At 36.2% G+C, this 21957-nt stretch carries 18 protein-coding genes; all 18 read right to left on the reverse strand.

The annotated features are described in order from the left end of the window. Positions 1–2: 2 nt before the first annotated feature. The 18 genes from tssM to GTK47_RS07875 all read right to left on the reverse strand — a co-directional run bounded on the left by tssM (position 3) and on the right by GTK47_RS07875 (position 21292). Complete coding sequence (tssM, locus tag GTK47_RS07790) at positions 3–3551, reverse strand: type VI secretion system membrane subunit TssM (RefSeq protein WP_165122649.1); 3549 nt, start codon at positions 3549–3551, stop codon at positions 3–5. A gap of 5 nt (positions 3552–3556) precedes the next feature. Then, positions 3557–5011, reverse strand: a complete 1455-nt coding sequence (gene tssA, locus GTK47_RS07795; RefSeq protein WP_165122650.1) for a type VI secretion system protein TssA — start codon at positions 5009–5011, stop codon at positions 3557–3559. Positions 5012–5016: 5 nt separating this feature from the next. Then, a complete protein-coding gene (gene vasI, locus GTK47_RS07800) occupies positions 5017–5667 on the reverse strand; it encodes a type VI secretion system-associated protein VasI (protein ID WP_165122651.1) in 651 nt (216 codons plus the stop codon). Then, positions 5664–6461, reverse strand: a complete 798-nt coding sequence (locus GTK47_RS07805) for a Fis family transcriptional regulator (protein ID WP_165122652.1) — start codon at positions 6459–6461, stop codon at positions 5664–5666. The genes vasI and GTK47_RS07805 overlap by 4 nt, the downstream gene beginning before the upstream one ends. Continuing rightward, the gene (tssH, locus tag GTK47_RS07810; protein ID WP_165122653.1) at positions 6458–9094 is read right to left on the reverse strand and encodes a type VI secretion system ATPase TssH; all 2637 of its coding nucleotides are present in this window, start codon (positions 9092–9094) and stop codon (positions 6458–6460) included. The genes GTK47_RS07805 and tssH overlap by 4 nt, the downstream gene beginning before the upstream one ends. 9 nt (positions 9095–9103) lie before the next feature. Then, positions 9104–9859 (reverse strand): type IVB secretion system protein IcmH/DotU, encoded by a 756-nt coding sequence (icmH, locus tag GTK47_RS07815; RefSeq protein WP_165122654.1) that lies wholly within the window; start codon positions 9857–9859, stop codon positions 9104–9106. After that, complete coding sequence (gene tssK, locus GTK47_RS07820; protein WP_165122655.1) at positions 9852–11210, reverse strand: type VI secretion system baseplate subunit TssK; 1359 nt, start codon at positions 11208–11210, stop codon at positions 9852–9854. Before tssK ends, icmH begins: the two co-directional genes overlap by 8 nt. Before the next feature lie 2 nt (positions 11211–11212). Next, complete coding sequence (tssJ, locus tag GTK47_RS07825) at positions 11213–11767, reverse strand: type VI secretion system lipoprotein TssJ (protein ID WP_165122656.1); 555 nt, start codon at positions 11765–11767, stop codon at positions 11213–11215. Between the two features lies 1 nt (position 11768). Next, entirely contained in the window at positions 11769–13010 is a 1242-nt protein-coding gene (tagH, locus tag GTK47_RS07830) for a type VI secretion system-associated FHA domain protein TagH (RefSeq protein ID WP_165122657.1), read from the reverse strand. 5 nt (positions 13011–13015) lie between these two features. Then, a complete protein-coding gene (gene tssG / locus GTK47_RS07835; RefSeq protein ID WP_241256104.1) occupies positions 13016–14032 on the reverse strand; it encodes a type VI secretion system baseplate subunit TssG in 1017 nt (338 codons plus the stop codon). Beyond that, positions 14029–15813 carry a type VI secretion system baseplate subunit TssF gene (tssF, locus tag GTK47_RS07840; protein ID WP_165122659.1) on the reverse strand — a complete coding sequence of 595 codons (1785 nt, stop codon included), beginning with the start codon at positions 15811–15813 and terminating at the stop codon, positions 14029–14031. Before tssF ends, tssG begins: the two co-directional genes overlap by 4 nt. A gap of 1 nt (position 15814) precedes the next feature. Beyond that, positions 15815–16252 carry a type VI secretion system baseplate subunit TssE gene (gene tssE / locus GTK47_RS07845; protein ID WP_165122660.1) on the reverse strand — a complete coding sequence of 146 codons (438 nt, stop codon included), beginning with the start codon at positions 16250–16252 and terminating at the stop codon, positions 15815–15817. Between the two features lie 5 nt (positions 16253–16257). Continuing rightward, positions 16258–17736 (reverse strand): type VI secretion system contractile sheath large subunit, encoded by a 1479-nt coding sequence (gene tssC, locus GTK47_RS07850; protein WP_165122661.1) that lies wholly within the window; start codon positions 17734–17736, stop codon positions 16258–16260. Positions 17737–17756: 20 nt separating this feature from the next. Beyond that, entirely contained in the window at positions 17757–18254 is a 498-nt protein-coding gene (tssB, locus tag GTK47_RS07855; protein WP_165122662.1) for a type VI secretion system contractile sheath small subunit, read from the reverse strand. Between the two features lie 745 nt (positions 18255–18999). After that, positions 19000–19485 (reverse strand): hypothetical protein, encoded by a 486-nt coding sequence (locus tag GTK47_RS07860; RefSeq protein ID WP_165122663.1) that lies wholly within the window; start codon positions 19483–19485, stop codon positions 19000–19002. 107 nt (positions 19486–19592) lie between these two features. Continuing rightward, entirely contained in the window at positions 19593–20081 is a 489-nt protein-coding gene (locus tag GTK47_RS07865; protein WP_165122664.1) for a hypothetical protein, read from the reverse strand. Between the two features lie 13 nt (positions 20082–20094). Beyond that, positions 20095–20337: a hypothetical protein gene (locus GTK47_RS07870; RefSeq protein ID WP_165122665.1), complete on the reverse strand. Its 243-nt coding sequence runs from the start codon at positions 20335–20337 to the stop codon at positions 20095–20097. 442 nt (positions 20338–20779) lie between these two features. Further along, complete coding sequence (locus tag GTK47_RS07875) at positions 20780–21292, reverse strand: RHS domain-containing protein (protein WP_241256080.1); 513 nt, start codon at positions 21290–21292, stop codon at positions 20780–20782. Between the last annotated feature and the right edge of the window lie 665 nt (positions 21293–21957).

Below are 21957 nucleotides of genomic sequence, written 5' to 3' on the forward strand. Positions count from 1 at the left end.
AGTTAATAAAGGGTTTCAGGTAATTTGAAGCGAGTAAATAATCCACCAAAGAAAGGATTATTAGATTCATCGATTGTGATCCGATATGTCATATCACCATTATCAAGGGTAAATTTCACATCGAAAGAGTGCGGTTTTATATTAGTAAGCTTGCCATTATTAATGAGTCGCATTTGTGCCCAAGGTCCATTAAATAAAACAGCTCGTGGCGATTTATCGCCAGAAATAGGGACTAAGGTAAGTTTGCTTTCAACATTTGAACGCATTGAATTAGGCCAAACCATATGTACGGTGTGGCTTCTTCCGTGTGAGTAATCGAGTAATTGCCCATCAAGATTTAAAACACTACGACGCTTATTACCAGTTAAAGAAAGCGCTTCAATGGCAAATTGCGCTTCTAAATTGCCTTGTGTATTAAAGAATGTATTTCTAATTCGGTTAGCAATTTCAAGTTGTTCTAACACATCAGGACGAATAAGTGATTGGCCGTCACTATTTTCAATCAGGTTATTTTCAACAAAAAGGCGTAGGTTTTGCTGATAGAAGCTATCTAATGTACCATTAGGTTTGAAAAAACGCTCAAACTCACTTAAAGGGACATCTTGTGTCGTTGCTGCGTTAAACGGATAGCGACCTACAATGTAGGTATGATATTGCTTAACGACCGTTTCATTCCATTCAACCTCCATGTAGCGGATAGCTTCTTTTTGTACAACATTCCACGCTTGATCCGCTAATTGTCCTACCCAACGATTCATTGGCTCAGGCAACGTTTTGGCTGATTGAGATAATTCAAAAATAATGTCGCGATTATTATCTTCAAGGCGAGAAGTCACCGCCTTTAATGCCGCTTTACCCGGCACGGGTGAATTATAAATACCTAATAAGTAACGATGCAGCTCGTTTAATTTTTGATTGAGATTCTGTAAGTTTTCACCATTATTGCTGACCAGAATTTCAGTTTGAGGGGCAAATTCTTTATCTAATCGTGTGAGTAATTTGTATTTTAACTCATCCATTAACGCCTTTTGATCAGCAATTGGTAGCGAACTGTCTATTTTCGGTAATGTTGTATTATCTCTTAATACTTGTAATGCGCGACGGATGGGTTGTTCACCGCTAATAATCTGCTCTAATGCATTAATTTCATCTTGTAGTGATTCAAATTCTCTTATTTCAAGATTACTCATAGCAGCACGCCATTGAGCCGTGTAATCATTTAGATATTGTTCGGTGATTTGACGTTGGATCTCTTTTCTATCACTTTCACTGTATTGGGTATTTGTGCTCAAATTTAATACCCATGCATCTAAAAAGGTCAGATCCACCAGCTCATCATTATGTTGAGTAAAGTAGTTTGTTAGCCCATACAGCGTTAAAAGCTGAGGCATTTGAAGTTTATCTTCATTAATAGCGGTAAAAATAGAGTCAAAGCTAGGGCCAACTTGATGACGTATATTTAATGGCGATGAGAGAACTTGGTTCGCTTTAAGGCGCAATGTTTGATAAACACGTTGATAAAGCGGTAAACGGCTCAACTCTTTTTGCGCTGTATTGATTGGCTGAGTAAATGGTGTAAAAGCATTAATAGCAGTTACTTCACCTGCCTTGCGTTGAGCTTGCCAATCGGTATGTTTTAATGCGTATTGTAAATGTGACATTAATTGAGATTGAATATCTCTCTGGCCTGTAAATAAGCGACTCCAATAATTGGCCATAAAGTTTTCAACAATCTCATTATTACGCCCACTCTTATCTTCGAGCATGCGCATAATGCGTAATATCTCTAGCTTTTCTTCACTGCCCGCTGGCGCTTTCTTTAATTCAGCCAGTAAAGAATTCATAATTGAAGGCAGATAGTGTTCTGTTATCAATTGGAGATAAACATTTTCGACATAAGGGCCAACATTCTTCCCTTGGTATAACCCTAGATCAGAAAGCGTATCACTTTTTTCGCGATAATTACCGTAAGCCAATGTGGCATCTAATAACGGATTTAATACCGCTAGTTGCTCTTTTCCTGCTGTATTAGTGGTAATAGTTGCTTCTGAAGAGCGAAATGCTTTCACTTCATTCAGTACATTTTCACCAGATTGATAGTTTTTACTGTAATAATGGCTCCAGCCATTCCATAAAGCGATAATACCAACAACGCTAATAGCGGAAGCTAATAGAACTCTTCTACGATGTTTTTTAAGCCAAAATTGACTTTCAGCCGCAAGATTCGGTTCTGATAACAAAACATCTTGAAAGAGTGATTGTGTAAAATAGCTATGGGTTTCTGCGATTGGCCACGTGGCTAACGGTGCTGTTGGTAAATGATATTGAACCGATGCCGTTTGACTAAAGATATTATCAACTTGGCCAACTTGTGTTGCTGAAGTGAGATATATTCCTCTTAATTGAATATCTTGTTTTTTATTACTGGACGTTAATGCATTAAGCAGGCTAATAACGTTAGTTTTTAGCCCTTGGATTTGTCGAATAAAACTAAATAACTTAGTACGTTGGCTCTCATCAACGCGATTGAGCATCATCTCAGGAAGGGCGTTATTCATTTGGTTTACCCACTGTTCCCAAAATGCATTAAGATCTTTTTCCCAATTATTTTCGCTATTTAATCGGAATGTTACACCCAATATTTCATCACGTTGTTTGGCTTCTAGTGACTGAAACATAGCGTCAAACCCTTGTAATAAATCGAGCTTTGTAAACACGATATAAATAGGTAATTGACTATTAAAAGCGATGCGGATTTCTTGTAACCGCATATGCAATGAAGCAATAAACTGGCTATTTTTTTCTTTATCGTTTGTCAGTAGTTGTAATGTATCAATAGTAAGAATAACGCCATTCATTGGCTGACGAGAGCGATGTTCATTTAACCAGACTAATAACTCATTCCATAGTCGATGATAAAGTTTCGGCTTTTCTAAAATAAGATTGGGTTGCGTAATTAACTTACCTTCTGGCATTAATAATATGGCTTGATCTGCCAATAACATTTTTATATGCAAAGGTAATTTTTGTTCACTGACAATATTTTCAATAGGCGCAATATCTAACGTATTTAGGCTATTTTTTAATAATGTGTTTTTGCCACTTTCATCAGTACCTAGCACAAAATACCAAGGCTTTTGATAAAGCGCATTGGTGTGCCCATTTTGATGTTTAATAAATTGCGATTTCCAGTAATTTAAATAGCGGTTCTGATGTTCAATATCATTAAGTACAGGATCGACAATCGCGAGTTCAACATCTAATTTAAGATCTTCAAGTTTTCTCACACGAAGCCATGTTGCAATACCAACCCAACTGACAACGACTAAAATAGTGATAACTGTCGCTAGCCAGCGCGCACTGAGCGATCTTAATGGGTAATCTCCTTTGAATTCATAATTAGCTCCCCACCACCAAATCCAAATGACAAATAGAGCCGGAATTAAGGCAATAAAAAGTAAAAATAAGGATTTAAATTTTGATTTATCAGCAAAGAAAATTTTTTTTATAAAATCCGTTATTTTCTTTCCAGAAAGAAATGACCAATTCATTATTATTATTCCCTATGAGAAGACGAGTTCTGTTGATGTTCCGCTTTTGATGCCAATTGATTTAATAAATTGGGTTCCCACTCTGATAATGAATATCGAAGTGCATCTTGATAAAGCTGATTAAAATAAACATTTGCGATGGAACTCATCTTTGATGCTTCAAATAGTTGTGCTGAGAGTAATTGCAAATAAAACTGCTGGCGGGGTTCTGTTGTGATTGAAATGGCGTTATCAATCATCAATAACGCGGCATTAAGACCTTCTTGTTCAAAGCAGGTCATAATTTCTTGTTGTTCACTTTGTAGTGATAACGTAGGGCTCGCTTTATTATTCGTTTTGTTTTCTAAGCTATTTAGCCATTGACGAGTTTCTTCTGAAATAAAGAGCGTCATATCGGAAAAATAGAGATGGTTAAGCTGAGGTAATCTGGTTAAAAACAGTGAAAGTTCTTGAGCAATGGCTGATGAAATATAAGTTAGCCCTAATGATTGAGCTGCTTGTGCAGCAAGATAGTGACCATCTAACCAGTAAGGAGCGAGCGTTAAGCTTTGTTCAATTTCATTGAGTAAAGTGAGCGTCGGTTGTGCAAGTTGCGCTTTGTAATCGGTCACTCTATCTATTGCCACTGCGGCTAAAGGGGTTTTACCTTGTTTATCGCTCACCGGAAGGGTTTGAATATTATGCCAAATGGCATATCGGCGTAGGCGATAACCGACAGTATCATTCGGCGCTTGTTCACAAAGAATGCCAGCGACTTTTAATAGAGTCTGCTTCCATTGACGATCGTCACTTTGATTAATTTCAACGTAAGGCTGTGTTGCCTGTGAAGTCACGCTTACTGGAGGTTGAGAAGCTATTTTTACTTCATTAATAGATTCTACTTTTACATTTTCTTCAACTGCAATGGTCGATTTTTGTGTATTTTCTATATGTTGATACGCTCGGCTTAATTCATCCATTTGCGCAGATAAACTAGGCTGATTGGTGTGCCAAAATTGTGCTAAATAGGCAAATTCACCTAAAATATCATCACGTTGTTCAGGTGTGGCTTGCTGGCAAAAACTGTTTTTGACCGATTCAAAACGTTTAATAACTTGTTGTGCTAAGCGTAGTTTTAAACGTGAATTACTGGGGGAACTGGTATCCCAATAATGTTGCATATAAGCGCTGGCAACAGTGGCCGCAATAACTAACTCTTCAGGAACCGCAGCATGTTGTAGGGTTCTTAGAAAATGTACCAATAGGCGAAAGTCTTTAGTTTGTGTTGCGAATAGTTGTAATGCGCGACGTTGAAGATCATCAATATCTAAAGTGCTATGGCTTAGTGAGCCAAATTTTATCATTTCACTTTCGATATATTCCCAATCGGCGTTATTTTCATCGAGCTGGCTACTTATTTTAGCTTCATCCAAAGGTGCTAAAAGTTGTTCTCGCCATGTACAGAGCGTTTTTGCTGTCATTTTTATCACCAATGACAGGCAGAACGCAGAGGTTTTATCTCTTCGTTAATGCCTGAAATATTAAAGGTTAATTGCTCATCATTCGCTAGTTTGATGGTTAGTTTTGTGCTGGAAAGTAATTGTTTGATTTCATCAATACCGGGTATGCCACGACTAGCTTCAAGTAAATAACCGTCTTCTCGTAGAAACCATTCGCTACTTAGTTGTGTTTTGTCTGTGATGAGTTGGATGTTTCCTGCGATTTGCTTTTTGGGTAACGCAATTTGCATACGAGTAATGTTATCGATGCAACTGAGCATTAAAATAGGGCGAGGCGGCTGATATCCCATTGCTGGAATAGTCATAATGACGGGATAAGTGCCTTTGTTATTGGCTGTTACCATAAACCCTGCGGTATAGTTTTCGCGTTTCATTTCATGCTCTACCGCTAAGCGCCAAATATCGCCCATCGCACTGATATCAAAAGCAGAAGTTTGCTTGTCCTTAATATTAATTTGGTCATAACAAGATAAGCGGATAAGTTGAGATACCTCTTCACGGCATTGAGAGAGCGCTTGTTCAGTAAGGTGAACTTCATCCTCTTGCGCTTGTGCAAAGGTGCTACTGAGTGAACAAAAAGCCAGAAAAATGAAATAAATAATTCGTGAATAAATCATTCGAGACATCCATATTTTTTTAATTTATATAGAAGAGAACGTTTTGAAATATTTAAGTTTTCAGCAATTAAATTGAGATCGTCATTACTGCTTTCTTGTTGATAACGCAGAATTGACGCTTCATAGCGTTCTGTGGCTAAAGTGAGATCGTTCACTTCAGCGAAAGAGTGCGCTGATGCTCGCGTTGAAGTTAAATTCGATACGGATAATGAACGTAACGTCTGATTAATTTTCTCTTCTTTTTCTTGTTGTAATTTCAATAGATATTGCAGATCAGCAATTTTTTGTTGTGATTGAGAAAATGCCAAAATACTTTTTAATTGATGGTGAAAAATATTGCAGTAAATAGAGAAGATCCCTTGCTCATAAACGGTTTCATCGAGATCTTGCCCTAACATAATAATTAACCCACAAGGTTTATTATTCAGATCAGTAAAGGGAATACTAAATAACCCGCAATGCACAGGTTGTTTGGCGATAAATTGTTGTAAGGCGTGATCGCTAATATAACTGCCTTGTTTTAGATCATTCCAAAGTACAGATTGAGATTGTGATAGAAGCTGGATCAAGGGGTGATCCGCTTCTGTAATATCGACATCCAAATGTTTTTTCTCTACTTTCTCACTAAGATCAATGCTCCAGCTCTCTAAGCGGTTCTCTGATTTATTAATCATTGAAACAATAAGTGCGCTGAATGGACTACGAGGCATACTGAGCTCAAGAAATTGACTGATCAGTGAGTCCACATCTAAACAAGTTAAGAGAGAGAGCGCATTTTTCAGTCTGTGTTTCATAGTTCTACATTCACCTCTGCAATAAATTGGTTATCTTGCGTTGATAACCGTATCGTCTTGATATCTTCATTTCGTGCGCTGTGTTGCAAGAGAAGAAGTGAAAGAGGAGGGAGTAGTGCGCCATCAATAATAGATTCTAAAATTCTTGCTCCGTTTTCTGCGCGTGAAGCACGTTGCAATATTTCATCTGAAACAGTGTCTTCTAGTCTGATTTCTGCATGAAAACGTTGTGTAAGTAGTTCAGTTAAGTGTGTTAGTTTGTAAGTAATAATCTCTTTGAGAATAGCCTGAGTTAACGGTAAAAACGGAATAACTTCCATACGAGCTAAAAGAGCAGGTTTAAAGAAGGTGGTTAATTCTGGGTAAAGGGCATCATGCAATTCATCCGGCTTATCTGCATGAGCCATAATGATGTGATCGCCCAAGTTAGAGGTTAAGAAGAAGGCGACATTCTTACAGTCAATAATACGGCCTTCTCCATCGGCTAACTCTCCTTTATCAAAGGCTTGATAAAACAGGTTTAAAACATCGGGATGGGCTTTTTCTACTTCATCAAGTAATACAACAGAATAAGGTTTTTTACGGATAGCCTCCGTTAATACTCCCCCTTCGCCATAACCTACATAACCTGGAGGTGAACCAATTAGGCGAGAAACAGTGTGTTTTTCCTGAAACTCTGACATGTTGATCGTGGTTAAATACTGTGTTCCTCCAAACATTAACTGAGCAATCTGAATAACAGTTTCAGTTTTACCGACACCACTTGGCCCTGCTAACAAGAATGCACCAAGAGGGCGACCAGAACGGCGGAGATCGGCGCGCGCTGTTAGTAAGTGTTTATGAAGATGTTTAATGGCGAGTGTTTGCCCTTTTATGCTCTGCTCAAGGTAAGTCGGAAGTTCTGTTACTACTAATAACGCATCTTGCGATAAACGATTAAGAGGTACGCCTGTCCATTCAGCAATAACGGCAGCAATTTGTTTTTTATCTACATGAGGAGAGACTAATAAAGAGTGTTGATGCAATTCATTTAACTCTTCATTTAGAGAATTTAATCGAGATTTCAGCTCATCATTGTTATTTTCAACACTTTCATTGTTTGCATCTTCTTCAAGTGATTTAGTTAATGTTGATAACAAAGTTGACCGTAATTCGATAATTTCACGAACAATATTTTTCTGTTTTTCCCATGCCTGTTGAAGCACATCAATTTGTGTTTCGTTCTCAATAGATTGATTTTCTAATATCGCCAAGCGCTCTGAATGATCTTTTAAACCTAATTGCTGTTCACGGGTTAATACATCACGCTCCATCTTGATTTGATGGCGTTGTGTTTTTAATGCTGATAGCTGTTTAGGAGGTGTTGAATGATTGATAGCAGCACGAGCACAAGCGGTATCAAGTACATCAATAGCTTTATCTGGAAGCTGGCGACCAGAAAGATAACGCTCACTTAATTGTGCTGATGCGCAGAGGGCTTCATCATCAATAAAAACTTGATGCGCTTTTTCATAAATAGAGCGTAATCCGCGCATAATAATTATAGCTTCATTGGCAGTAGGCTCTTTCACTTGAACAAGTTGGAAACGACGCGCTAATGCAGCATCTTTCTCAAAGTATTTTTTGTATTCGCTCCAAGTGGTTGCTGCGATAGTACTTAGTTCACCGCGGGCTAATGCAGGTTTTAGCAAATTGGAGATATCTAAGCCACCTTGCTGATTTCCTGCACCAATCAAGGTATGAGCTTCATCAATAAATAGAATAATAGGAGTCGGTGATTGAGCCACTTCTTGCATAATACCTTTAAAGCGTTTTTCAAATTCTCCTTTAACGGCAGCACCAGCTTGAAGAGCGCCTAAATCCAATGTTAATAACTCACACTCTTTGAGCTTTTCAGGAATTTCACCTGCGATAATACGCAAGGCTAGCCCTTCAATTAAGGCACTTTTACCGACACCGGCTTCACCGACAACCACGGGATTGTTTTTACGACGACGGCAGAGAATATCAATCATTAAATCAATTTCATGATCACGACATAAAACCGGATCTAGCTGGTTATCTCTTGCTTGTTGCGTCATATTTTGTGTAAAACGCGCGAGCATAGAGTCCGATTGAACATGACTATTGGATGATTTATTAGCTTCTGTGATAGGTGTTTCTGCTGATGTTAGAGTCCACTCATCAAAGTTGAGTTTGAGTTGCTCTCTATTGATTTGAGAGAGTAATTCAACTACTGATTTAGGCAAATAACGATGGGGCATTTGCAATAAAGTAAGTAACAGAGCGCCTGAACGTAACGTGGTGTGGCTAAGTTCTGCTGAAGCCAATAACCAACTATCTTTAAGCCATTCCACTAATAGTGGGGAAAAATTTGGATAACTTTGCGTTACGCTTTGGTGCTGTACAGCGTTAAGATTTAAAAATGCTGTTAATTCGGTTGGATTGATATCAACTTTATTAAAAATAGTGCGGATATCCGTTAGTGGCGTTTCCAGCAGTTGTTGTAAAAATTGGTCTACTGTAATTTCAAGTTGCTGGTGGCTTACACAAAACGCAGCCGCATTTTCTAAAGCGTGTTTAGCAATAGGGTGAAGTCTATTAACTAATGTTGAGAGATCAATCTGGATCATAAGGGCGTCCTAGCTAAGAAGTGTATTAAGCTGCTCCAAAATATTGAGAGTTTGATGTCTCAATCTAGAAGCATAAACTGCGTAAATAATCGTGGCGAAGATCAGTGAGCCAATGGCGATATAACGAACACCAAAGCGTTGTCCTAAACGATATTGATGTGATTTTTTGCCATTTTCTTTGTATAAAACAACGGGTTGAGGTTCACCTTTAAGTTGTTGGATCTGTTTTTGAAGTTGGCGAAGTAATTTATTAAAGTCATCTCCATAGCCATTGCTGACTTTATAGCGACCTCGATAACCAAGGCATAAACAGAGATAAATAAACTCTAATAAATCGAGGTAACGTTTAGGCTCACCTAATAGGCGTTCTATTAATACGAAAACCTTTTCACCCCCCCATGATTCATTATGAAAATGAACTAACAAGGATTGTTTTACCCAATCGTTATCTTGATCCCAGCCCAACTCTAATGCGGCTTCATCAATAAATGTGCATAACACATAGCGGAATGAAACAATGGCACCCGGCTCATAACTGTGAGTTTGAAGTTGTTGTTCAATGGCTTGAATGTCAGTGACCACTTGTTGAAAAAGCTTTTCTGATAGCGGAGTTGCTGACATTGATTTCATTCTGATCACCATACCCAGCAAGGGGGTTGCGACATCAATCATTGGATTGATGTTGTTACCGCGTAATGGCAATTGATATGATTTATGGCTCGTTTTTTTTTCAGTAAGCTCTTGTATCAATGATAAATCACTCATGTTGAGTTCCACTTCTTATTGCCCAAAGTTGAATATCAAGTTCAGGGAATTGTCCTGATACGTGGAATGCAATATTTCCGTGTTTTTGTATATCAGCCCATGATTCGCCTTGAGGATCTAAGCGGAAATAGGTATAGCCTGAGTGATATGGCAACTGACGAGGAGCTGTTGATAACGGAATAAAGCCAACACCGGGCATTTGAACACTGACTAAATCACGAATTTGATTCACTGAAGTGACTTTTGCCTGTTGTGCGAATTGGCGACGCAGTTGCTCTTGAGGTAACTGAGCGCGTACCGCAATAATAAATTCAGCACTTTGCAGAAGTTGTCTGTCATGAATTGTCGCAACACGAATACCATGCTCTTGTTTTTGCAATGGAATTGGCACTGCTCTTGGTGTTAGAACCACACTTAGCGCTTGTCGAATAGATTTAATTAGAGGTAAAAAGCCAGAAGCCAAGTCATAGTGTCGATAAATTGGTAATTTATCAGGCAAACGAGAGCCATTAGTAAAGGTTTGAATTTCACCATTAAATTGAAGTAGCTCTTTAAAGAGTTGCTCTGGGTGAACGACTGTCTGCTTAGATAAATGTGAAAATTGAGGATAAGCACGATTAAGTAGCTGTAGCATCATAAATTCAGCGACATCGGCAATACCTTGCTGACCAGGAGAGCCTATACGCTCTGCTATTTGGCGTCCTCGCTCAAATAAAGCACCTTCAACTTCTGCCAAAAACTCCGCCAAAATAGGGCAGATCCGTGAATTTAAACAGGTAGGAATGTAGTTTTTATCTAGAATTAAACTACCATCAGCGCTGATCTCTCTTATTTTGCAAAGTGGCAACATCACATAAGCATCTAGCTCTGTTTTGCCTAATTTCAATATAGGATTAAGCTTTGCAATATTAACTTGGCTGATATCCCCATTCTCCGTATGCAAATCACGCACTTGTGTTAATACATCGCTATAACGGGCTAATAAATGATTGCCGTTATGAGAGTGAGAAATTTCACTGACAGTGTTGTTTTGTAACGGCAATGCCAAATAAACCACATTGTCACTGCCTTCATTAATTTGTGAAATATCAATCGGTGAAGGAAGATTATCTTGCTGTGGAATAGAAAACAGCGTGCCGTCAGGCATAATGCCGGCGGCTTCTTTAAGACCAATACGACCAAGGCTTAATAATTCAGTATTCAGCGTCAGTTGGCTTAAACCATAGTAATGCGCGTGATAGGTTTTTATCAGCGTTTCAATAATATAGTCTTGATAACGTTGCTGTTGCTGAAAATGCTGAGGTTTAATAAACAACCCTTCATGCCATATCACTTTATTTTTCGTCGACATTGTTATTGATCCTCTTCTTTTCTAAATTCAATTTCATTTTCTTTGATATGGACTAGCAGTTTGTAATGATGACCAATCCCATTGATTTTTAATATTTTCTTCCATTGAGTAATATTGACGTCAGAGTAATAGGCAATGATCCCGATATATTTATTCTTTTTATCCAGCTCAATGGGATCGAGCGGTTTGTATTGATCGGGTAAAAGGGTGTAATCTTGATGATCGATATAATTTCTCTTTAATAGCTTTTTCAGATCGCAATCTTCTTCAATAATTTGGTCTTGATCTAAAGAGGCAAAGATCGAATCTTCATTCATATAAACAATTTGTAATTGAACCGGCGTTGCCTCTCCTTGATGATTAGGATTGATTTCAGGCTCAGCTAATAATGTGAATGAGACAACCGAAGGCTGTTCTTTTTCTTTACCCACTGGTGTTGACGGATCCCACATGACTTTGCCTATTTTTGATATGGCTTCAATAGAGCCACTGCACCCACTTAATTGGGTGGTTACAAAAATAAAAAAGAGATAAGTCATGAATGTTTTTATCGACATATCACACCTCATCAAGCCCTTTTCTTAAGGCTCGGTCATAAGCGTGGGTATAGACCTCATAAAACAGTTTCTCAAAACCTTGTTGACGAGATGATGCTAACTCATTGTAATAATTGGTATACATATCCCAAGCCCAAGCGCTATCACTTTGGGTGTTGTCGTAACTACGGCGATAATGAGAAAAGCGTTTTAATAAATGCTCTGGCGAGAATGCTTCTAATAGCGTGGTTAATGCAGCGGAAATGGCTTCTTGATTAGCAAGATAATGAAGTTGCACATTATGTAAGCTTTCCGTGACAGCCGAAGGCGCAGATAAATGGACAGGGCTACGTTCATCCGTAAACATTAAACGCATAACACTGTCATATTCATTATTTAAACGAAGCGGGTTATCTTCAATTGGGCGCAGCTGTTTATCTTGTAAATTTTCCTGCTGTTGTAATGCCAACAAACCTTTAATTGCAGATTGCGTCGTTTTTCCTAATTCAATAAGAAAATCATTCGCTTGCTGTGAGTTTTTTAAGTTAAGGTGTACGCCTAGCCCTTTCATTAATGGATTAATTGCGACATAGTCTACGTCTGCATTTGTTTCATTATCTTGAGACGTTATTTCTGGCAAATCCATAAATTCCTGAACCATGAGATCTCCCTGGTTATCTGAACGAGGCGAAGAAAGAGAGTAGTGATGTGTGTTTGAAGATGACGCTTGAATAAGCTCTAAGCTTTCGCTCTCAAGGGCTTTTAATGGATCATGCGTCATTGAACCTGAAACTGTTGGAGCTAAAGGCATATGGTTTTCTGTTTTATGAACAGAAGGGGGATTTTTTTGTAGCAAAGGATCTAGCGGATTATCATCAGTCTCGATCAACGATTGTGGCGTCATCGCCATAAGATCAGGCTTATTGTTTTGCGTTAAATTGATATTAACGGATAAAACAAGTTGCCCAATTCTGACCTGATCATTTTGAGATAAACAGACCGCCCCAATATGAATAGGGATCAGCGCGTTATTAATATAAACAGGCTCAGCCAGTGTTTTTAAACAAAATTGTTTATCTTGCCAAACGATAGCACATTGCGTGGAGGCAATAGATGATTGAGTATCTTGTATTACCCAGTGTGATTGCTTACCGCTACCAATCGTGCCACCAAGTTGTGTGAATTGACTATTTGGTACATAGCCACTTTCAAGCAACTCACTATTTATTAAGCGAAAAGAGATTGTGGGTAAATAATTATCCATAAATATTATTCCAAAATAGTCATTGTCACACTAGGATTGGCTTCAGGTTTTCCGAGAAAACTTTGCCAACCTAATTGATTGTGTTGTTCTTTACCTAAGCAGATCCCATAGGCTTGTTTGTCTGCAATACGCAGGCGTAAATCCCATGCAAGTTGTTCATGCATGATGTAAGAAACAAAAGTAATAAGTGACAAAAAGTCTTTGCCATTAGGAAGAAACGACATATAACGCTCAAGTGGTAATTCACTGATTTCAATCGTGCATTTACCATTGCAATCATAGATATGAGAGCCAATATTAAAATTCTCACCTAAAACCATTTTAGGGCGTGATTTCTGCCCTGAGTGGCGCGCAATAATCCCTAAGCGGTTTTGTTGATCTTCAGGAATAGGTACTTTGCGTATTTCCCATCCAATTAATTCAACTTTTTCTAAATCAAAACAGTGAGAAATTAAGCTACAAATAACATCGGGAGAGCGACTTGGACTGGCAAGTAATCCAGCATAAGCCAGCATTTTGCTGTGGTTGATGTTCATCATGCCACGATTGGCTTCACTTCCTAGTCCTACCAATGAGAACATATGACGAGAAAATGCATCATGCCCACCATCTTCAAAACAGATGTAATAGCGATATTTACGCCATATACGATGAAGTAAAGTCACTAAGCGGTGATTAAATAAATTAAGATAGTCCGTTAATTGATTGGCTTGTTGAGCCTCTTCCCATGCGAAATGATCAAGGTAATAACCCGGTAGTGGCGACTGGCTACCATGCAAACCCAAAAAAGAGACTTCAAGATCAAATTGGCCTTGTTCATCTTGACGTAATGAAACAACATCACGAGTTGGAAACGCTGTATTAGCGCTTGATCTAAACTGAATAGTGCTTTCATTATTCAATGCCGTGTTTTGAGAATGCAGTTTATTAAGCAACTCAACTAATTGATAGAAGCTGTATTCAGTAACAGATTTGCCCGCTTTTTTATTTAGCCAGCTTTGTATTTTCTCAATATCTGTTATTTGAGTATTTGCTGATTTATTTTCGCTGGCCAAAGATAAATTTCCTTATTATCTAAATTAACAACTTCCAATTCGTGAAACATATTAACGCTGGTATAAAGGGTAAAAAATTGTGCTAGCACAGAACAAAATAGATACATTGCCCCTTCTGAAATAAAGGCATTCTGATGTATCGATAATGTGGTTTTCACACCTCTTACAGGCAAACCTTTATATAAATACTCGATAGACTCTGTTTTTAAATTTGTAATTGCATCGAGGCATTTTTGAGATTGGCGAGCCGATTGCTGATGAAATGTCGCTTTAAAATCATATAGCTGTAAGATTTGTTTGAGTGCAGTTAAGCTCAATAGAGATTGATAATTAATCGATAAATTAGTGAGCTCTGACCAATACAACGTATTTCCTAATAAAGGATAAAGTGCCTTTGTTGGCTTAATAATATTACTGGCAGATAACCCCTCTGAAATAACACTATTATCATCAAGCTTTATCGAATGAGAAGATAATGAAGAAGCGAGTGTACGGTTAGTACAGTTCATTGATACTGAAATACTTTCCTCGCAATTTAGTAAATTAGCTTCATTATTTCGTACAAATGACAAGGTGTGTTGATAACCATAATGTGATTTATGGTGTGCTATTTTTAAACGGTAATAACCTGTTCTTTCAGGGTTATCTTGATTATTTTGATGATGAAAACTTTCAAAAGCCGTGTAACGTGTAATATAAGAACGCTGATTTGGAATATAGCGCAAACCTTGGATTGTATTTATCGAAAAAATATCATAACAATCCTGTTTTTTATGGCTTTTATTTAAAACATATTCTGTTTCTTTTCCCGTTAAATTTATCGCTTCACTTTCTGATCCAAATAAATTAACAGCAGGTACACAATTGATTTTTATGCAATCTTCCGTGATCAGCATGGCTTCTGGAATTTCACTATCAAATTGAATTGATAATGTAAAAGCATCTGAAACCAAAGCAGGAGGAATATTATTTAATCCTTTAATGGATAAAGACATAAAAGCTTCAGGAAAACAAAAATATTCCTGTAATAAACGATATCCTTCATAACTGTTTTTAGGATAAGGCAAAAGAGAGTCTTCCGCATGAAAACCAATAGGTTCAACCGCAAAATGCTCTAAGGTAAATTGATGATGAGTCGTTGTTATTTTTGCTTTTCTAACTTTGTTATTTAATAAATAAAATAACTGAGTCGTTGTATAAGAGAGACCATTAAGATAAATACACAGCTTCTCTAAACCAACTGTTGATAGTGACTGTAATTGGTTTAGAGAAAAATGAATATCCAATGTGTCTTGATTTTGAGTCACTTGTACTATTTGTATTGGAAGTACCCATAAATCACGACATTGCGTAAATTGGCATTTATGCCAATTATCTTCATCATTTTCGGCTAATTCATTTTGAATATAGAGTGGACGGCTAATAAAGGGTTGTCCTTTGACTATTTTAACCGCACATTTTTGAGTGGCTTCAGTACGATATTCCATCGCTGTCATGCTAGGAAATGGACGTGCGTAAGCAGGCCATAGCATATTAACTAAACTGTTTGTCAGTTCAGGAAATTGTCTATCTATTTGTTCTCGTAAATTACCTGATAAATACGCAATGCCATCTAAAAGGCGTGCGGCATCAGGATCACGCACTCTTTCAGATATTTGATTGATAAGTTGCGGTTTTTCAGTTGCAACATACTGTTCAAGCTTATCAAGGTAGCTTAATTCATTGTCAAAATAGTGATTTGAAGACATATTAAAATTGCGTCAATTGGTATCTACGGTTGCTGTCTAATTGCACGTTAAATTCAATAAGCTGCTTTTGATTTTCTAATAAGATAAAAGCCGTAATATTAAATTGCAGTGACAGTGGCTCTGCTTCATTCTCTATAAAATGAACAGTGACATTGGTTATTCTTGGCTCATAAGTCGTAATGCAATCCGCAATCATATTGGATAAATGAACCTTGAAATCGACTCCTGTTAATGTCGCATCGTTTAAATCAGGAACACCTAAAGCGGGAGTGCTTTGGCAACCTAGAGGTCTGCTATTTAAAACCTGATTTAAATTTTGCTTAATTGACATGAGTAACGCTTGGATTTTCGCGCGTTGGGAAGAGCCTACGCTCTTCCCTTGTATGCGCTCAAATAAACTGGAAGCGGGGTTATCTTCCAAATTATATAGAGCTGTCATCGCACTTATTCCTTATCTAAGCGACCAACAAGTGATAACTCAAAGTTTGCACCCATATATTTAAAATGAGGGCGAACTTGAATAGCCACTTGATACCAACCTGGATCACCATCAACATCAAGAACTTGGATTTGAGCTGAGCGAAGAGGGCGTCTACTACGAACATCTGCTGGTGGATTTTCTTGATCCGCAATATATTGTTTTAGCCAGATATTAAGCTCACGCTCAAGATCTTGGCGCTCTTTCCATGAGCCAATTTGTTCGCGTTGTAGCACTTTAATATAGTGAGCTAAGCGATTGATAATAAACATGTAAGGAAGTTGAGTTCCTAACTTATAGTTAGTTTCTGCTAATTTTCCTTCACGTGTATTAGGATAGTTTTTCGGTTTTTGTACTGAGTTTGCAGAGAAGAATGCCGCATTATCACTACCTTTACGCATTGTTAAGGTGATAAAACCTTCTTCTGCTAATTCAAATTCACGTCTGTCAGTGACTAAAACTTCTGTTGGGATCTTAGTTTGTAATTCACCCATCGCTTCAAAGTTATGAACAGGTAAATCACCTACAGTTCCGCCACTTTGAGGACCAATAATATTTGGACACCAGCGATATTTTGCAAAGCTGTCATTAATACAACTTGCTAATAAGAAAGCGGTATTACCCCATAAGTAATGCTCATGGTCTTGTTTCACATCTTCAGAATAATTAAATAACTTAATTGGATTCTCAGTAGGTGAATAAGGTAAGCGCACTAAGAAACGAGGTGCTGTTAAACCTAAATAACGTGCATCTTCAGATTCGCGCAATGAACGCCATTTTGTGTGAGCAGGGCCTTCAAATACTGATTTCAAATCTTTAATAGCTGGTAATTCAGCATAGCTATTAATGCCTAAGAAATTAGGTGAAACAGATGAAATAAATGGCGCATGAGCCATTGCACCCACGGCACTGACGTACTGCATTAATTTCAGATCAGGCGTGGTGTTATTAAAGGCATAGTTACCAATCACAGTCGCGACAGGCTCACCACCGAATTGACCATAGCCTGAAGAGTAAACGTGCTGATAAAAACCTGATTGCACAATCTCAGGTGAAAACTCAAAATCTTCTAATAGCTCTTCTTTTGTCGCATGTAAGATGTTGATTTTAATGTTTTCACGAAAATCAGTACGATCAACAAGTAATTTTAATGAACGCCATGAAGACTCAATTTCTTGAAATTTTGGCGCATGTAAAATTTGGTCAACTTGAGCACTTAGCTGAGTGTCTAACTCAACAAGCATTTTATCAATCAGCAGTTTATTGATTGGCTCTTCTTCTGACGGATTAGCAAAAATATTACTAATAAAGGCAGCAACGCCTTGTTTGGCAATATCATAAGCTTCGGTTTCTGGCGACATTCTTGATTGCGCCATAATTTCATCAAGTAAAGAGCCGCCAGACGTTGTCACCTGATCTTGTTGGGCTTCATTAACTAAAGACATAGAATAATCCTCTGTAAATATTATTTTTGGTTAGCAATATCGAGCTCTTTGAGTAACTGTTCGCGTGTGGCTTCATTTTCCAGAAGCTCTTGCAGACGTTTTCTAAAAGCAGGGATATTGCCAAGAGGACCTTTTAGCGCAACGAGCGCTTCTCTTAGTTCTAATAGTTTTTTTAGCTCAGGAACTTGGCGTGCAATATTATCAGGAGAAAAATCTTGTAGTGATTTAATCTCTAAATTGACGTTAAGATCAGACTCACTTTTTTCATCTAATGCATTTGGAACCGCAATATTAAGGCTAATACCAGCGCTTTCCATAACAGAATTAAAGTTGTTCTGGTTAATCGAAATGGTTTTACGATCTTCAATGGGAGTTTCTTCCGTCTTTCCTTTCATATCACCCACAATAAGCATATTTAAAGGCAATTCGACTTCAGATTGAACACCACCATCATTAGGGATGTATTTAATATTAATACGTTCTTTGGGCGCAACACTACCAAGAGTATTTTTACTCATTTAAACTAAGCTCCTTATTTAGCTTAAGTTCTTAATTAAATACTCAGCGTATTGATGAATAATTTAAATTAAGAAATACCTATCCTAGGCAATAATGTAATTACCTTATATGAGTTTAATTTTCCTGGTAGAAACAAAATAATAACTAAAAATAAAATAATAAGTAATTTTTTCTAATATATGCATTTAGTTTTATATAAAACCGTTCTTGAGTCAATAAGAAATATTTAATGTTTTTTATTTTTAATTGCATTTAATTAGCGTTGTATTTAATTTAAATATAATGATTTAACTTTATAAGTAAGTTTTTTCATCTGATTTACTCATATTATGCAACTCGATAGGGATAAATTAATTTATATTTAATTTAAATTACAAATATAAAAAATAGAAATTTCGCTATGAATTATTTATTCTATATTTATATAAGTATAAGATATTAAAGATTAATTTTACTTTAAAATTTATTTGATTATTTATTTTAGTTTTCTATATTTAATGTTTTTTTGATGAAAAATAAGACTATGATATAAGTAAAAATAATGTAACTAAGCGTTATTGTTATGCTTGAAAATTAAATTTAATATAAGTAAGTAAAATTAAGTGGAATTATTTAATAAAAATAAGAAAAAAACCTTAAGTTATTCTGAATATGATTGGTAAGATTTTAAATGATATATTACTTATCTCAGGTTTATAGATAATATGATATTTAACTTAAATAAAGGTAATTTATTCTTTATCATTATCCTTTATTTTGTTTATGGAATGTTTTCCACTTGATATCACTATCGAAGCTTGAACGATAGTGACAGATGATAGAGCCTGAACAATTCCATGGATCGTAAAAGACACCAACATGCATTTGTTGACTTGCAATTGGGAGATTAATTCCTGTTTCTTGGCGAAACCATTGCTTTAGGTTGTGGGTTATTTTTCCTTTAGGGCTATTTTGTATTCCATCCATTAATTTTTCGGGTGCCAAGTACCATGAACTTAGTAAGGCGTTTCCATTTGTAGGTGATGTAAAATGAGTGATTAAAAATAACCGGCCGTATTGGTTTTTCGCTTTATCTAAAACTAACCGATAAGCGACAGTTTCACCCTGAGAGTTGGTTATCCATTTTTTCCAAGGATAAAGGGGAGTTATGATATCTTTCAGGGTACAGGCAGGCGTTAAGTAGATATCGTTATTTATGATAATCGTATTTTTTTCTGCGTAACTAATCATAGAGCATCATGAGGTATTTTTTGCTAATAATCTTAGTGTAATTTAATTAATTGAGAATAAAGTTGCTATGAGGAGTATCTTAAAAAGTAGTGGTGATTAAAATATTTTCATTTAGTGATTATATCTTGATTAAGGATAAAAATATCATTATTAATTAAATCTAATGTAATGTGAAAATTTAAAGTTGACTGAAAGTAAACTATATTTTCTTTTCGTTCTATACTTACAAATGGGTTTGAATTTGTTGAATATAAAAACCATAATATATTATTATTTATATCTGTTTTGACAATAAAGCCATCACTCCCCATTTCACCTTCACCACAGAATAGAATGTATTTATCATCAATCAATATTTTATTGTTTATCTGAATTTCAGACCAAAGATCATCATCATTTTGAAGTAAATTATCGAAGGTTGTTTCACCTTTATATGAAAGGAAATATTCCTTTTGATAGGAATGTATTAATTTAGGATTATTAATAAAATCAATGTCGATAAATCTTATCAGTCCAGACGGCTCAAAAACAAGATCCAGTCCGATTAGCTGATTATTTATCCATTTGCTTTGGATGGGGTTAGTTGAGTTTTTCATAATTTATAGCGTATTAAAAATAACCATTTGGGAAAATTTCTGATAAATGTTTTTTATAAAATTCTATTTTTTTAGGATGACTGATAACTCCACAAGCTCTATTAAAATATTGGCTTAACCAGTAAGCATGAATGTACTTAAAATACTCATGTGGATTATTTTCTGAAAAATTTATAATAGATTCTAATGTTTCTATAATCTGTTTTTCACTAAAAAACCCACTAGAGGATTGTACAATGATATTTTTTAGTTTCATATAAATTTTATTAAAATTATTTACACTTAGAGGATCTTTTGATTTATCGTAATTAATAAATAACGCTGACTCTATATTATAAATTAAAATATCATCAATTATGGTGTGTTTACTTTTGAGTTTTTTAATATGATTAACAAAACTTTCACTTTGAATAGATTCTATAACGTGGATAATAATAGTTTCGTGATATAAAATTTCAAGATATTTATCTTCAACCGTACTATATAAATTTATAAGAAAATCGCTATCAATATCTATTAATTCTATAATCGGCCAAAAAAATAATCATTTAAATTAAACCACATTTTAAATGAAAGAATTTCATCACATTTTTCTTTAATCTTATAAATTCTATTTTCCGTATTAACCTAATGGTGACTAATTAAGAACAGGTTGTATTATAACTAGATGGTAGCCCGATAGATTAAAGTTATTAAATTTAGCAACATTCGGTATATTCAGGGTCGTTATCGGCATAATTATCATGGGATTGCCAAAACGCCATTTGTCCCCATGTGTTTAACCGTCCCGCCCAGCTGACAATCCCTTTTTCACTAAAGATTTCGCGTGGCGTGCCTTGATGGTCAGTGACGACATAATGCAGTTTTCCACGTTGATAACGGGCTGTGGGAGTAATTTCACCGGGTTGATAGAGCCACTGAATTTGCGAATCATAAGCCGGTGTGCCGTCGGCATAAATCGGGGTTTCTTGCACCATCTGGTCGCCAGACCACAAGTAATCGACACGCTGAACACGTTTATTTTTAAAGGGTGAATTGGGCGGTGTAATAGGGCGATTATCGACCACCTTGCTTTTACTGAGTCGTCGCCCAAAGGCATCGTAAGTGTAACGCCAACATTCCCCATCAGGATTAAAACAGGCGGTAAGTTGGTTCAGCGTATTCCATTGGTAATACCAGGTTTTTGCTCGAAAACCGTGTTGATGAACCACTTTTTGGGTTAATCGACCATTAATGTCGTAATGGTAATCTTGGTAGCCTTTAGCGGTGATACGGCGAGTGACACGGCCTTTTTGTTGCTGTTGTGCCAGCTGTAAAAACGCACCTTGTGCATCAGATGGAATAAACTGATGCTCTGTGATGTTCAGGTTATTATCGTACTGAAACTCTTCGCTTTGGCGCTATAGCTAATCCAATTTTTTATCTGTTACCATATATTTAGGAATGCTATACTCAATCTAAATAATGCAAATTACATCATGAATAGACTGAGATTTATGATTTTATATACTTCAAGTTAATAATAAAGATGAATTTTTACCTATTAAATAATTGGTAAAAATCCTTTAAATACATTTTATTTATTCTCCATGTTTTTTTGAGTACTAAAAATTTTTTATTCTTGAATTGTATTAAGTTGTTTTTTATTATTTTATCTAAGTTTTTATTTGTATATGAATGGGATTTCACCTTGTGAAGATATAATAAATAAAGACAAGTGTAAATTATTGATGCTAAATAAATTTCTACAATTTCATTATAATTTTAATTAAAAATAACCTTATGTTTTCCACTATAAGTGAGGAGTGATTTTCTCCTTGATTTTATGTGGCTCTTTATAGGTTGAATATAAGTTGAAGCTATCAATTTCATTTGT

The sequence above is a fragment of the Proteus sp. ZN5 genome, assembly GCF_011046025.1.
In the GTDB taxonomy this organism is placed as follows: Bacteria; Pseudomonadota; Gammaproteobacteria; order Enterobacterales; family Enterobacteriaceae; genus Proteus.